The following is a 15,075-nucleotide window of genomic DNA, read 5'->3' as shown; positions in this document are numbered from 1 at the left end:
TGCGTGGGCCTGATTCAAAATATTCTGGCCGTGATCGTCGTACTCGGCCTGCTGGTCACCTTCCATGAGTTCGGTCACTTCTGGGTGGCGCGGCGTTGCGGGGTCAAGGTGCTGCGTTTCTCGGTGGGTTTCGGTAGCCCGCTGTGGTCGCGTTTCGATCGCCATGGCACCGAATTCGCCATCGCCGCGATTCCGCTGGGCGGCTACGTCAAGATGCTCGATGAGCGCGAAGGCGAGGTGCCCGAGAACCAGCTCGATCAGGCGTTCAATCGCAAGTCGGTGTGGGCCCGCATGGCCATCGTTGCGGCGGGCCCGCTGGCCAACTTCCTGCTGGCACTGGTGGCCTACTGGGCGCTGTTCGTCGCCGGGACTACCACGGTGGTGCCGGTGGTGGGTGACGTCACCCCGCAGACGCCGGCGGCCGAAGCGGGCCTAGAGTCGGGGATGGAGCTGACCGCCATCGGTGGCGAGACGGTGCGCTCCTGGGACGAGGTCAATCTCAAGCTGGTGGCGGCCATCGGCGCCAGTGGCAGCCTGGAGATCGAGGCCCGCGAGGAGGGCTCGAGTGCCTCCCGCAGCTATCGCGCGCCGGTCGAGAACTGGCTGGTGGGGCAGGACCCGCCCGCGCCGCTGGCAACGCTCGGTATCGCCCCCTGGCGTCCCGACATGCCTGCCGTCATCGGCCAGGTGATGGAAGGGGAGCCCGCGGCCGAGGCAGGGTTGCAAGCCGGTGATCGTGTGCTGAGTATCGACGATCGCGCGGTGAGTGACTGGCCTGATCTGGTCGAGCGGGTTAGAGCGCGACCCGGCCAGACGCTGTCGCTGGAGGTCGAGCGCAACGGCGAGTCGAAGGCGCTGAGTCTGACGCCGCGGATCAACCGGCTGGATGATGGAAGCGAGATCGGCTATATCGGTGCCGGCGTTGCCCCGGTAGACTGGCCCCAGCAGTACCAGCGGGAAATCCGCTACGGCCCCCTGGACGCAGTGGGGCAGGCGGCCTCACGTACCGCCGAGATGACGCTTCTGACGTTCGACGCCGTGCGCAAGATGGTGGTCGGCCTGATTTCGCCGACCAATCTGTCCGGGCCCATCACCATCGCTCGGATCGCCGGTGACACGGCGCGTTCCGGGCTCGAGAGCTTCATCAACTTCATGGCCTATCTGTCGATCAGCCTTGGGGTGCTCAACCTGCTGCCGATTCCGGTGCTCGATGGCGGCCATCTGCTGTACTACCTGGTCGAAGCGGTACGTGGGCGCCCGGTGTCCGAGCGCACCCAGGCCGTTGGCCTCAAGGTCGGGCTGGCGCTGGTGGGCACCCTGATGATCATGGCCCTGTACTTCGATGTGATGCGCTTGTGGTAGAAGTTGCCCCCGCCATCGACGTGGTGCGTGCGCAACAACGAGCGCCCAGGTGAATCGCGCTTTGCCGGGGACGTCACCAAGCGAGACGCCGCCGCCAACTTGTCAGTAAGGCGGAGAAATGTATAAGGTGCCTGTCTGGACAGGTACGCTGACTCAACGCGAGCGAAACGACTGCATGAAAATCAAGACCATCGGATTGGCGACACTCTTGACCGCCTGTGCCCAGGTGGCGCACGCGGCCCCTTTCACCGTGTCGGACATTCGCGTGGAAGGCCTTCAACGGGTCTCTGCGGCTTCCGTCTTCAATGCTTTTCCCGTCAACGCTCGCGATCGAGTGGACGACAGTGAACTGGCCGAAGCGGCTCGCCAGCTGTTTGCCACCGGACTGTTCGAAGATATCCAGCTGGCCCGTGAAGGCGACGTCCTGATCATCCAGGTGGAGGAGCGCCCGACGATCTCGGCGCTGAATATCGAAGGCAACTCCCAGATTCCCGACGAGGACCTGCGTGCGGGCCTCAAGCAGGCCGGCATCAGCGAAGGCCAGGTGCTGCAGCTTTCGACCATCGACGAGATGAAGCGTGAGCTGGAAGGCCTCTACCAGTCCCAGGGCCGCTACAGCGCACGCATCGACACTGAGCTGACGCCGGTGGGCCAGGGCCGGGTGCGGGTCGACATCAACATCAATGAAGGTGCGGTCGCCAAGATCCGCCAGATCAACATCGTCGGCAATGAAGCCTATTCCGACGAGATCCTGCTCGACGAGTTCGAGCTCGAGGACGATCCCGGTCTGTTCTTCGGCTGGTTCTCCGCCGACGAGTACTCCCGCGAGGCGCTGGCTGGCGACCTGGAGCGGCTGCGCTCCTACTACCTAGACCGCGGCTACGTGAACTTCGAGATCACCTCGAGCCAGGTATCGATCAGCCCGGACAAGTCGCGCATCTTCATCACCATCAACGTCAATGAAGGCAATCGCTACCGGGTCGGCGACATCAGCTTCGTTGGTGATCTCAAGGTGGCCGAGGCCGAGGCCCGCGAGCTGCTGCAGTTCGAATCCGGTGATATCTTCTCGCGCAGCGACGTGGTGGCGTCCTCCGAGGCCATGCGCTCACGCCTGGGTGCGGAGGGCTTTGCCTTCGCCGAGGTCAATGGTATCCCCGAGGTGCGCAGCGACGGCGAGACGGTGGACCTGAGCTTCCAGGTGGCGCCGGGGCGTCGCGCCTACGTACGGCGTATCCAGTTCGTCGGCAACACCACCACCAAGGATGAAGTGCTGCGCCGCGAGATGATCCAGATGGAGAGCGCGCCTGCCTCCACCGAGGCCATCTCCCAGTCGCGCCAGCGCCTCGAGCGCCTTGGCTTCTTCAAGCAGGTGCAGGTGCAGACCGAGCCGGTCCCCGGCGAGAGCGACCAGCTCGACGTCACCTACACCGTCGAGGAACAGCCCTCAGGCTCGCTGTCGGCGAGTCTCGGCTTCTCCCAGAGTGCCGGCGTCATCTACGGTGCCTCGCTGTCCCAGAACAACTTCCTGGGTAGCGGCAACCGGGTCAATATCGGCGCCCAGAAGAGTGATACCTACACCAGCGTCAACTTCGGCTTCACCGATCCCTACTGGACCCTGGACGGCATCTCCCGCGGCTACAACTTCTACTACCGGGCCACGGACTACGAAGATTCCGACATCTCCACCTACTCCACCGATGCCCTCGGTGCCGGGATCAACTTCGGCTACCCGATCAACGAGCTGACGCGGATGAACTTCGGCGCCAACATCGAGAAGCTCGAGATCGACACCTACGATGACACCCCGTCGGAGATCAAGCGTTACGTGCTCGACGAGGGTGACGACGCCAGTACCCTGTCGGCCACCGGCAGCTGGACCCGCAACGACCTCAACCGCGGCATCATGCCGACGGCGGGTAATTACCAGCGGCTGTCGCTGGAACTCGGGGTGCCCGGCAGTGACGCCGAGTACTACAAGGCCAGGGCCCAGGCCAAGCACTTCTTCCCGTTCAACGAAGAGCAGACCTGGTCGTTGAAGTTCAGTGGCCAGCTGGGCTACGCCGATGCCATCAATTCGAGCGACCCCTATCCGTTCTACGAGAACTTCCTCGCCGGTGGCCTGGGCTCGGTGCGTGGTTTCACCGACAACACCCTTGGCCAGCTCACCACCGAACGTGAGGACGGTGATGACGAGACCCTCGGCGGTAACGTGCTGCTCGAGGGCAGCATGGAGCTGATCTTCCCGATGCCGTTCGTCGAGGACAAGCGCTCGGTGCAGCCGTCGCTGTTCGTCGATGCCGGTAACACCTTCCTCACCGAGTGCTACGACGTGCTGTCCGAGGACGAGGATCGCAAGAAGTGCAACTCCGGGGTGGAATTCAGCGATATACGCTACAGTGTGGGCGTGGGCGTCTCCTGGCTGACGCCGGTGGGTCCCCTGACCTTCAGCGTGGCCGAGCCGCTCAATGACGAGGACGAGGACGACACCCAGGTGTTCCAGTTCTCGCTGGGTCAGACCTTCTGATGAGGACAGGCGGCCGTCGCCGCTGGCTGGTGTGGTTGGCGCTGGCCGCTGCACTGAGCAGCCCGGTGTCGGCATCGGCGTCCCAGGTGGCGGTGCTCGACTGGCGTCGCGCCGTGCTCGACACCGAGGCCGCCCGCAGTGCCATGCAGAGCCTGCAGCAACAGGTCGCACCCTGGCAGCGCGAGGCCGAGACGCTACGCCTTGAGCTCGAGGCCCTGGCCGACGACCTGGCGGCTGCCGAAGGGCAGCCGAGCCCCTCACGGGTTCAGGAATTTCAGCGAAAAGGGCAGCGTTTCGATCGCCTCAGACGTGATATCCTCGAGGCTCGCCAGGAAGCCGAACAGCGTTTGATAAGTCGCCTGGAAGGCAGGGTCGACCAGGCGGTCGCTCAGGTCATCGAGCGTCACGAGGTCGAGGTGCTGGTGACACCGGACGGTGTCCTGCACAGCGGTCGTGATCTGCCGGACCTGACGGCCGAGGTCACCCGGCTGCTCAACACGTACTGAGGGAATCGCCGACAGCGCCTGTCCCGAATTCCGTCGTCACCGCATTACGGTCATACATGAAATCGACACGTACACAGCCAAACCTCTCCGATATCGCCTCTCGCCTGGGCGCTCGCCTGCACGGTGACGGCAGCCAACGTATCGTTGGCCTGGCGACGCTCAAGGACGCCGGCCCCGATCAGGTGAGCTTTCTTGCCAATCGCGCCTATCTGAAGGACCTGCCGTCCACCCGGGCGGCGGCGGTGCTGCTTCACGCCGACCATCTCGACGCCTGCCCGGTGCCAGCGCTGGTGCTGGACAATCCCTACCTCGGCTACGCCGAGCTTTCGCGCATGCTTGACCCCCAGGCCGACGCGCACCAGCCGGGCATCCATCCCAGTGCGGTGGTGGCCGAGGACGCCAGTCTGGGTGCCGACGTCTCGATCGGCCCCAATGCGGTGATCGAGTCAGGTGCTCGCCTGGGGGATCGTGTGGTGGTCGGGCCCGGTTCGGTGGTCGGGGCGGACTGCGAGATTGGCGAGGACGGTTTCCTGCACGCCAACGTCACCCTCTATCACGGCGTGGTCGTCGGCAAGCGTGTCATCTTGCACAGCGGTTGCGTGATCGGTGGCGATGGCTTCGGTTTTGCCCACGACGGTGGCGGTTGGCGCAAGATCGCCCAGCTCGGTGGCGCGGTGCTCGGCGATGATGTCGAGGTCGGCAGTTGCTCGAGCATCGACCGTGGGGCGCTGGGTGACACCGTGATCGGCAACGACGTCAAGATCGACAGCCAGGTGCAGATCGCCCACAACGTGCACATCGGTGACCACAGCGCCCTGGCCGGCTGTGTCGGCATCGCCGGTTCCACCCGGGTGGGCCGCCACTGCATGCTGGGTGGCGGAGTGGGGCTGTCCGGCCACCTGACCATCTGCGACGGCGTCCAGGTCACCGGCATGAGCCTGGTGACCAACTCCATCCTCGAACCCGGGGTCTATTCCTCGGGCACCGGGGCCATGGAAAACAGTCAGTGGCGCCGCAATGCGGTGCGTTTCAAGCAGCTCGACAGTATCGCCAAGCGGGTCAATCGTCTGGAGAAGCGAGGCTCCGGCGAGGCTTGAGGGGCGGGTACAGGTCGGTATAATCCACCGCCTATTGCCGGTATGGTGCCCTTGGCCCCCGCCGGTCATGTCCTTCCAGGGAGAAGGGCTCTTGTCATTTCAGAGGTCGCTACGATGGTTATGGACATCAACGAGATTCGCGAATATCTGCCCCACCGCTATCCTTTTCTGCTGGTGGATCGGGTCACGGAACTGACCCTTGGCGAAACCATCGTTGCCTACAAGAACGTCAGCATCAACGAGCCGTTCTTCAATGGTCACTTCCCCTACCACCCGATCATGCCCGGCGTGCTGGTGGTGGAAGCGCTGGCTCAGGCCTGCGGTATCCTGGGCTTCAAGACCGTCAACAAGCTACCCGCCGATGGCTATGTGTACTACCTGGTCGGCAGCGACAACGTGCGCTTCAAGCGCCCGGTGATGCCGGGCGACAAGCTTGAGCTGCGCGCTGAGGTCGAGCGGGCCAAGCGGGGTATCTGGAAGTTCAAGTGCCGTGCCACCGTGGAAGGCGAGCTGGCCTGTGAGGCCGACATCATCTGTGCCGAGAGGAAGATCGCTTGATACATCCGACCGCCATCGTAGACCCCGGCGCCCGCCTGGCCGACGATGTCGAGGTGGGGCCCTTCAGTGTGATCGGCCCAGACGTCGAGATTGGCGCCGGGTCGGTCATCGGCCCCCACGTCGTGGTGCAGGGCCCCACCGTGCTGGGCGAGCGTACCCGCATCTTCCAGTTTGCCTCGGTGGGGGAGGCCTGCCAGGACAAGAAGTACCAGGGCGAGCCGACCCGCCTGGTGATGGGTGACGACAACGTCGTGCGCGAGGGCGTCACCCTGCACCGGGGCACCGTTCAGGATCGCAGCGAGACCACCATCGGCTCGCGCAACCTGTTCATGGCCTACGTCCACGTCGGCCATGACTGCGTGATCGGCGACGACTGCATCCTGGCCAATCAGGTCACCCTGGCGGGCCACGTGCACCTGGGCGACTTCGCGATCATTGGCGGGCTATCCGCCATCCATCAGTTCTGTCGTTTCGGCTCCCACGCCATGGCAGGCGGTGGCTCGATCATCACCAAGGACACCCCGGACTTCGTGATGATCAACGGCAATCCGGCCCAGGCCCACGGACTCAACGTGGTCGGGCTCAAGCGCCGCGGCTTTGCGACGGAAGCCATCCGTGCCCTCAGCGAGTCCTACAAGCTGGTGTACCGTCAGGGGCTCACCGTGGAACAGGCCATCGGCGAGATCCGCCAGCGCTTCTCGCTGGCCGAGACCGAAGCCTTCGTGGCCTCGATCGAGGCGTCCTCGCGGGGCATCATCCGCTAGGCAGTCGTCGGCCCGGCGGTCGGGCCGGCGGTCGGCGCCCGCAGCGGCGGGCGTCAGCCCCAGTGTCGTCGGCCATCTTGATGGCCGTCGTCGGCTTGGGCACCCTTCCATCGTCAGACTTGTTCAGCCAGTCAGGTATCCGTCATGACCCACGCTGCACGCGATGTCGCCAGCGAGACAGGCTCAATCCGCCGCGTCTACCTGGTGGCCGGTGAACTGTCCGGCGATATTCTCGGAGCGAGCCTGATGCGCGCGCTCAAGGCGCGTCATCCCGAGGTGGCATTCCGAGGACTGGGTGGCCCGCGCATGATCGCCGAGGGGCTCGAGTCGTTGTATCCGCTGGAGACCCTGTCGGTGATGGGGCTGGTGGAGGTGATCAAGCACCTGCCAGAGCTGATCCGCGTGCGCCGCACCCTGCGTCGGGATGCACTGGACTGGGAACCCGACATCATGGTCGGAATCGACGCCCCGGACTTCAATCTTGGCCTCGAGCGCCAGCTGCGCGAATCAGGTGTCACCACCGCCCACTACGTCAGCCCGTCTGTATGGGCCTGGCGTCAGGGGCGGGTCAAGGGCATCGCCCGCTCGGTGGACGCCATGCTGACCTTTCTGCCGTTCGAGGCGGCCTTCTACGTCAAGCACCGGGTGCCGGTGGCCTTCGTCGGCCATCCGTTGGCCGACGAACTGCCGCTGGTCAACGACCGCCGGGCCACGCGCGAGGCGCTGGGGATTGCCGCCGACGCCCGGGTGCTGGCGTTGCTGCCCGGCTCCCGGCGCAACGAGATCCGCTTCATGGGGGAGACCTTCTTGGAGGCTGCCGAGCGCCTGGTCAAGGCAAGGCCGGGGCTTGCGGTGGTGATCCCGGCGGCCACGCCCGAGCGAAGGCAAGAGCTCGAGGCGCTGCTGGCCGCGCGGCCGGCGCTTGCGGCCTGCGTCAGCCTGCTCGATGGCCAGGCTCGTGAGGCCATGGTGGCAAGCGACCTGGTGCTGCTGGCTTCCGGCACCGCGGCGCTGGAGGCGATGCTGTGTCATCGCCCCATGCTGGTGGGCTACCGCATGGCGCCGATGACCCATCGCATCGCTCGGCTGATGGTCAAGACCGAGTGGATCTCGCTGCCCAATCTGATCGCCCGCGAATCGCTGGTGCCGGAGTTGATCCAGGACGAGGCCAGCAGCGAGGCCATTGCCACCCGCCTGGGCGAGTTGCTCGACGATGAAGCGGCGCGGACTGCGCTCGAGGCTCGCTTTGCCGCCATGCACGAGGGGTTGCAGCGTGATGCCAGCCGGCGTGCGGCGGAGGCCATCGAAGCGCTGGTAGCGGGACAGCCGTTGCCGGAAAGCGTATCGCCTCGGCTGGCCGAGGAGGTGGCCGAGGCCACGGCTGATGAAACGGATGATGTCCGTCAGGAGGCTGGCGGTGGCCGCTGAAGCGAAGTCCAGGCGCAGCAACAAGCCTGCCTTGCCGCCGCTGGTGGTGAACTATGATGGCAGCTTGCTGGCCGGTGTCGATGAGGTTGGTCGAGGGCCGCTGGTGGGCTCGGTGGTGGCAGCGGCGGTGATCCTCGATCCCTCGGTGCCGATCAGCGGACTCAATGACTCCAAGGCGCTGAGTGCCAAGCGTCGCGAGGCGCTCGACGGCCAGATACGCGAGCATGCTCTGGCCTACCATGTGGCCGAGGCGAGCCCCGAAGAGATCGACCGGCTCAATATCTATCACGCCACCCATCTGGCGATGCGCCGGGCCATCGATGGTCTGGCGCCGGCTCCTGAGTACCTGCTGGTGGACGGCAATCGGCTGCCCGGGCATCATGTTCCGGGCCAGGCCGTGGTCAAGGGCGATGCCCGCCATCCGGCCATCGCCGCCGCCTCCATCCTGGCCAAGGTGGCCCGTGACGCGGCCATGCTGGCCCTCGACGAGCGCTATCCCGACTACGGCTTCGCCCGCCACAAGGGCTACCCGACGCCTGAGCATCTGGCCGCGCTCGAACGCCTCGGGCCGCTGGCCGAGCATCGCCGGTCGTTTGCACCGGTAAAGCGTCAACTGGCGCTGTTCTGACCCGTTTTCACACACCCGCCACGGCGGGTCGAGGTAAGGCTTTCTCATGTCCGCTCCCTTCGTTCATCTTCGCGTCCACAGCGAGTTCTCCCTCGTCGATGGCCTGGTGCGCCTCAAGCCGTACGTCAAGGCGGGCATCGAGCACGGGGCGCCGGCGCTGGCGCTGACCGACGAGGCCAACCTGTTCGGCCTGGTGAAGTTCTACAACGGTGTCCAGGGCGCCGGCATGAAGCCGGTCATCGGCGCAGATCTGTGGCTGGTCAACGGCCACGACCTGGATCACCCCTATCGGGTGACCCTGCTGGCGATGAACGACGTCGGCTACCGCAATCTGACCGAGCTGATCTCGCGTGGCTGGGTCGAGGGCCAGCGCCAGGGGCGGGCCTACCTGGAGAAGGCCTGGGTGCTCGAGCAGAACGAGGGGCTGATTGCGCTGTCTGGTGGTCGCGATGGCGATGTCGGTCGCCACCTGCTCAGCGATCTTCACGCCGATGCCAGGCGCCTGCTGGACGACTGGTGCCAGGCCTTCCCGGGACGTTTCTATCTGGAGCTGACCCGTACCGGCCGCCCGCTGGAAGAAGACTGCGTACACGCCTCGGTGGCGCTGGCGCTGGACACCGGGGTGCCGGTGGTGGCCACCAACGACGTGCGCTTTTTGAAGCGTGAGGACTTCTGGGCCCACGAGACCCGGGTCTCCATCGGTGAGGGCAAGGCGCTCGACGATCCCCGACGTGAGCGCCGTTACACCGAAGAGCAGTACCTGAAGTCGCCCCAGGAGATGGCCGAGCTGTTCGCCGATATCCCCGAGGCGCTGGAAAACAGCGTGATGATCGCCGCGCGCTGCAACGTCGACGTGCGTCTGGGCGAGATCTTCCTGCCGGAGTACGGCATCCCCGAGGGCATGACCCAGGACGAGTTCTTCCGCAAGATCTCCCACGACGGTCTGACCGAGCGCCTCGAGGCGCTCTATCCGGTGGCGCATCACCCCCGCGACAGTGACGAATGGGCGGCCCTCGAGCAACGCTACCGCGAGCGCCTGGACTTCGAGCTGAACATCATTCTGCAGATGGGGTTCCCTGGCTACTTCCTGATCGTGATGGACTTTATCCAGTGGGCCAAGGACAACGACGTGCCGGTGGGGCCGGGGCGGGGGTCCGGTGCCGGCTCGCTGGTGGCCTACGCCCAGAAGATCACCGACCTCGACCCGATCCAGTACGACCTGCTGTTCGAGCGCTTCCTCAACCCGGAACGTGTCTCCATGCCCGACTTCGACGTCGACTTCTGCATGGAGAAGCGCGACCGGGTCATCGACTACGTGGCCGAGCGCTATGGCCGCAACGCGGTGTCCCAGATCGTCACCTTCGGCACCATGGCCGCCAAGGCGGTGGTTCGCGACGTGGCCCGGGCCCAGGGCAAGCCCTATTCGCTGGGTGACAAGCTGTCCAAGCTGATCCCCTTCGAGGTCGGCATGACGCTGGCCAAGGCCATCGAGGAGGAGCCTCAGCTCAAGGAGTTCCTCGAGGCCGACGAGGAGGCCCAGGAAATCTGGGACATGGCGCTCAAGCTCGAGGGCGTGACCCGAGGCACCGGCAAGCACGCCGGTGGCGTGGTGATCGCCCCCACCAAGCTGACCGACTTCTCTCCGCTGTTGTGCGATGAAGACGGCTCCGGCCTGGTGGTGCAGTTCGACAAGAACGATATCGAGGACGCCGGCCTGGTCAAGTTCGACTTTCTTGGCCTGCGTACCCTGACCATCATCGACTGGGCCTTGGAGATGGTCGACAAGGTGCGCTCGAAGGAGGGCCAGGGACCGCTCGATATCGACACCATTCCGCTGGATGACGGCAAGACCTTCGAGATGCTCAAGAAGGCCGAGACCACTGCCGTGTTCCAGCTCGAATCCCGTGGCATGAAGGAGCTGATCAAGCGCCTGCTGCCGGACTCGCTGGAGGACATGATCGCCCTGGTGGCGCTGTTCCGTCCCGGTCCGCTTCAGTCCGGCATGGTCGACGACTTCATCAACCGCAAGCACGGTCGGGCGGAGATCTCCTATCCGCACCCGGACTACCAGCATGATCTGCTCAAGCCGGTGCTGCAGCCCACCTACGGCATCATCCTGTACCAGGAGCAGGTGATGCAGATCGCCCAGGTGATGGCCGGCTACTCGCTGGGCCAGGCCGACCTGTTGCGTCGTGCCATGGGCAAGAAGAAGCCGGAAGAGATGGCCAAGCAGCGCGCCGGCTTCATGGAGGGCTGCGCGGCCAACGGCATCGATGCCGACCTGGCGGGCAACATCTTCGACCTGGTGGAGAAGTTCGCCGGCTACGGCTTCAACAAGTCGCACTCCGCCGCCTACGCCCTGGTGTCCTACCAGACCGCCTGGCTCAAGGCCCACTATCCGGGTCCCTTCATGGCGGCGGTAATGTCCACCGAGATGGACAACCTCGACAAGGTGGTGCCGCTGATCGAGGAGTGTCGTCACCTCAAGCTGACGGTGACCCCGCCGGACGTCAATGTCGGTGGCTACAAGTTCACCGTCGACGAAGAGGGGCGGGTGGTCTACGGCCTGGGCGCGATCCGTGGGGTGGGCGAAGGTCCCATCGGCGCCATCGTCGAGGCGCGCAGCGCAGACGGCCCCTTCAGCGACCTGTTCGACTTCTGTCGGCGGATCGACCCCAAGCGCATGAACAAGCGTACCCTGGAGGCCTTGATCCGCTCCGGGGCGCTGGACAACCTGGGGCCAAACCGCGCCGTGCTGGCCGCCTCGCTGGATGACGCCCTGAAGGCCGCGGCCCAGAGCCACAAGAACCAGAGCGCCGGGATGATGGATCTGTTTGGCGAGGCCTTCGCCCCGGACGAGGACGACAGCGCCAGCGATCCCTACGCCGACTATCTGCGCGTGCGGGAGTGGAGCGACCGCGAGCGCCTGGCCGGCGAGAAGGACACCCTGGGGCTCTATCTGACCGGCCATCCCATCGATGAATACGAGGAAGAGCTTTCGCGTTTCGTCTCGACCCGCATCGCCGACTTGAAACCGTCTCGCGAGCCCCAGCGGGTCGCCGGCCTGGTGGTGGCCCAGCGCACCATGAAGTCCAAGCGTGGCGACACCATGGCGTTCGTGACCCTGGACGACCGTACCGGACGCATCGAGGCGTCGCTGTTCGGTGAGCTCTACGACAGCGTGCGCGAGCAGCTCGACAACGCCGAGGTGCTGATCATCGAAGGCGAGGTGTCCAGCGATGACTACTCCGGCGGCCTGCGCCTGCGCGGCAAGGAGGTCACCCCCATGGTCCAGGCGCGCTCGCGCTTCGGTCAGGCGGTGGAGGTCTCGGTGGATGGGCGTGAGGCCAACGGTCGACTGATCGACAGCCTGCGCACGAGCCTCGAGCCGCATCGTCACCAGGAAGGCCTGCCGGTGCGCCTGCGCTACCGCAATCTGGAGGCCACCGGCTGGCTCGAACTCGACGAGCAGTGGAAAGTGCTGCCATCCGACGACCTGCTGATCGCGCTGCGTGAGGTCGAGGGCCAGGACGGCGTCCGCCTCAAGTATCGCTAGCGGCGCGGGGTTGCGAGGGCGCCTCTAAGACGATCTTGACCCGCTGCGCCTTGCGTGGCCCGGTCAGGGTGCGATAATGCACACCACTTTTTCTTTGCCATGGGTGGGCTTGCGACGACTGCGTCGCGCCCGCCTGACCATGACCACAAGGCTGGCCCATGAATCCCAACTATCTCGATTTCGAACAGCCCATCGCCGAACTGCAGGCCAAGATCGAAGAACTGCGTCTGGTCGGCAACGACAGCCAGGTCAGCCTGGCGGACGAAATTTCCCGACTCGAGGAAAAGAGCCGCAAGCTCACCGAGTCGATCTTCAAGGACCTGTCGCCGTGGCAGGTATCCCAGCTGTCACGCCATCCCCAGCGTCCCTACACCCTGGACTACCTCGAGCACGTATTCACTGACTTCGACGAACTGCACGGTGATCGCGAGTTCGCCGATGACGCTGCCATCGTCGGTGGTGTGGCGCGACTCAATGATCGTCCGGTGATGATCATCGGCCACCAGAAGGGCCGCGACGTCAAGGAGAAGGTGCGCCGCAACTTCGGCATGCCGCGGCCGGAAGGCTATCGCAAGGCCTGCCGTCTGATGGAGATGGCCGAGCGCTTCAAGATGCCGGTGCTGACCTTTATCGACACCCCTGGTGCCTACCCGGGCATCGACGCCGAGGAGCGCGGTCAGAGCGAGGCCATCGCCTACAATCTGGCGGTGATGTCGCGGCTTGAGACGCCGATCATTTCCACCGTGGTGGGCGAAGGCGGCTCCGGCGGCGCCCTGGCCATCGGCGTGTGCGACGAGCTGATGATGCTCGAATACTCCACCTACTCGGTGATCTCGCCGGAGGGCTGTGCCTCGATCCTGTGGAAGAGCGCCGAGCGGGCCAGCGACGCCGCCCAGGCCATGGGGATCACCGCCAGCCGTCTCAAGGAGCTGGGCTTCGTCGACACCTTGATCAAGGAACCCCTGGGCGGCGCCCATCGCTTCCCCCATGAAACCGCCACCCGGGTCCGCGACGCCATCGGCGAAAGCCTCGAGCGCCTCGACGCCATGGATACCGCGGCACTGCTCGAACGTCGCTACGAGCGTCTGATGAGCTACGGCGCCCCGGCCTGAGCTCGAACGCTCTGCATCGATGAGCGTCTGATGAGCTACGGCGCCCCGGCCTGAGCTCGAACGCTCTGCATCGATGAGCGTCTGATGAGCCACGGCGCCCGGCCTGAGCTCGAATGCTCTGCATCGATTGTGCGGCCCCCATCGTCCTGCGATGGGGGCCGTATGCATAGTAGGTGCCACCGCCCACCCTGACCCTCAGGAATCGCCGACATGCCGACGTCTCCCACCCTTGAAGCGCGAATCGAGCGGGCCCTCGACCGGGTGCCGCCGGAGCGGTCGTTGTGGATCGCGCTGTCCGGTGGGCTCGACTCCTGCGTGCTGCTGGCGCTGGCGGCAAGGGCCTGCGGGCAGCGGTCGCGCCGATTGCGGGCGATCCACGTGCACCATGGCCTGCAGGCGGCGGCGGATGACTTCGAGCGCCACTGTCGCAGGCTATGCGCGCAGCTGGGGGTAACCCTCGAGGTCGCCCGGGCAAGGGTGGACCGTACTTCCGGCAAGGGCCTGGAGGCGGCGGCGCGCCAGGCGCGCTACGACGCCTTCGTCGAATGCCTGGACGCCGGTGATGTGCTGTGGCTGGCCCAGCACCGTGATGACCAGGCCGAGACGCTGCTGCTGGCCGCACTCAGGCGAGCAGGCGTTGCGGGCCTTGCCGCCATGCCGGCGCGGCGTAAGGAACGTGGCCTTTCGATCGAGCGCCCCTTGCTGGAGGTCCGGCGAAGCGAACTGGAAGCCGAAGCCCGGCGTCGCGGGCTCGATTGGGTCGAGGACCCCAGCAACGCCAGTCGCGAGTTCGATCGCAACTATCTGCGTCATGAGGTGGTGCCGGCGCTGGCGCAGCGCTGGCCCGACGCCGCGGACGCCCTGGCGGCGAGTGCACGTCATGCCGGCGAGGCGGCGGCACTGCTGGACGAATACGCGCTTGAGGATCTGGCGCGGCTGGGTGGCGACCCCGCCAGGCTGGAACTCGAGGGCCTGCTGTCGCTGTCACGGCGCCGTCAGCGCTGGTTGATCGGGCTGTGCCTGCGTCGGCTGGGACTTGCGCCGGCACCGGGACCACGGTTGGACGATCTGCTCGAGCAATGCCATGCCCGGCGTGACGCCGAGGTCAAGGTGAGCTGGCCCGGGGCAGAGGCGCGGCTCTGGCGCGGTGCGTTGTGGCTGATGGGGGAGGGTGCCGGAGATCCGCTGGAGGTTGCCGAAGGCCCCTGGGCGCCTGGCCGTGTCGTGATGGTAGCGGGACGGTCGCTACGGCTGCCGACAACGGCGGAGGAGACTTCGCTGCCGCTGTGGCTTCGCCCGCGCCAGGGCGGCGAACGGCTGAGGCTTGCCGGGCGAGGAAGTCGCGACCTGAAGCGGCTGTTGCAGGAGGCTGGTGTGCCGCCCTGGCGGCGTGCCCAGGTGCTGGTGGTGTGGCAGGGTGAGCGCTGCGTGGCTGCGCTGGACGCCGGCAGGGGGTGCTGGATCGCCCTGGCCGAGGGCTGGACGGCGTCGCCCTGACGGGCAACGCCTGGGGCCGGCTGATGGCTTGACCAAGGGCTCT

General features: G+C 65.8%; 11 protein-coding genes. All 11 read left to right on the top strand.

The genetic code is table 11. From position 1 onward, the window contains the following. The first annotated feature begins 3 nt into the window (after positions 1–3). The 11 genes from rseP to tilS all read left to right on the top strand — a co-directional run bounded on the left by rseP (position 4) and on the right by tilS (position 15,032). Positions 4–1,362 carry an RIP metalloprotease RseP gene (gene rseP / locus NFG58_RS17735; protein ID WP_253028477.1) on the top strand — a complete coding sequence of 453 codons (1,359 nt, stop codon included), beginning with the start codon at positions 4–6 and terminating at the stop codon, positions 1,360–1,362. A 175-nt stretch (positions 1,363–1,537) separates the two neighbouring features. Further along, positions 1,538–3,886: an outer membrane protein assembly factor BamA gene (gene bamA / locus NFG58_RS17730; protein ID WP_181248592.1), complete on the top strand. Its 2,349-nt coding sequence runs from the start codon at positions 1,538–1,540 to the stop codon at positions 3,884–3,886. Further along, positions 3,886–4,392: an OmpH family outer membrane protein gene (locus NFG58_RS17725; RefSeq protein WP_222516070.1), complete on the top strand. Its 507-nt coding sequence runs from the start codon at positions 3,886–3,888 to the stop codon at positions 4,390–4,392. The genes bamA and NFG58_RS17725 overlap by 1 nt, the downstream gene beginning before the upstream one ends. 56 nt (positions 4,393–4,448) lie before the next feature. After that, positions 4,449–5,489: a UDP-3-O-(3-hydroxymyristoyl)glucosamine N-acyltransferase gene (gene lpxD / locus NFG58_RS17720; protein WP_045991178.1), complete on the top strand. Its 1,041-nt coding sequence runs from the start codon at positions 4,449–4,451 to the stop codon at positions 5,487–5,489. 114 nt (positions 5,490–5,603) lie between these two features. Continuing rightward, positions 5,604–6,047 carry a 3-hydroxyacyl-ACP dehydratase FabZ gene (gene fabZ, locus NFG58_RS17715; protein WP_348827080.1) on the top strand — a complete coding sequence of 148 codons (444 nt, stop codon included), beginning with the start codon at positions 5,604–5,606 and terminating at the stop codon, positions 6,045–6,047. Then, positions 6,044–6,811 (top strand): acyl-ACP--UDP-N-acetylglucosamine O-acyltransferase, encoded by a 768-nt coding sequence (gene lpxA, locus NFG58_RS17710; protein WP_045991176.1) that lies wholly within the window; start codon positions 6,044–6,046, stop codon positions 6,809–6,811. Before fabZ ends, lpxA begins: the two co-directional genes overlap by 4 nt. A gap of 144 nt (positions 6,812–6,955) precedes the next feature. Continuing rightward, a complete protein-coding gene (gene lpxB / locus NFG58_RS17705) occupies positions 6,956–8,239 on the top strand; it encodes a lipid-A-disaccharide synthase (protein ID WP_348827079.1) in 1,284 nt (427 codons plus the stop codon). After that, positions 8,229–8,867, top strand: a complete 639-nt coding sequence (gene rnhB / locus NFG58_RS17700) for a ribonuclease HII (protein WP_231498598.1) — start codon at positions 8,229–8,231, stop codon at positions 8,865–8,867. Before lpxB ends, rnhB begins: the two co-directional genes overlap by 11 nt. Positions 8,868–8,913: 46 nt before the next feature. Further along, positions 8,914–12,423 carry a DNA polymerase III subunit alpha gene (dnaE, locus tag NFG58_RS17695; protein ID WP_348827078.1) on the top strand — a complete coding sequence of 1,170 codons (3,510 nt, stop codon included), beginning with the start codon at positions 8,914–8,916 and terminating at the stop codon, positions 12,421–12,423. A gap of 158 nt (positions 12,424–12,581) precedes the next feature. Further along, positions 12,582–13,535 (top strand): acetyl-CoA carboxylase carboxyltransferase subunit alpha, encoded by a 954-nt coding sequence (locus NFG58_RS17690; protein WP_045991173.1) that lies wholly within the window; start codon positions 12,582–12,584, stop codon positions 13,533–13,535. Between the two features lie 210 nt (positions 13,536–13,745). Next, positions 13,746–15,032 (top strand): tRNA lysidine(34) synthetase TilS, encoded by a 1,287-nt coding sequence (gene tilS, locus NFG58_RS17685; RefSeq protein WP_348827077.1) that lies wholly within the window; start codon positions 13,746–13,748, stop codon positions 15,030–15,032. Positions 15,033–15,075 lie beyond the last annotated feature (43 nt).

This window comes from Halomonas sp. RT37, from assembly GCF_040070525.1.
Classification (GTDB): Bacteria; Pseudomonadota; Gammaproteobacteria; order Pseudomonadales; family Halomonadaceae; genus Halomonas; species Halomonas litopenaei.
This window is presented reverse-complemented; position numbering and strand designations above follow the sequence as displayed.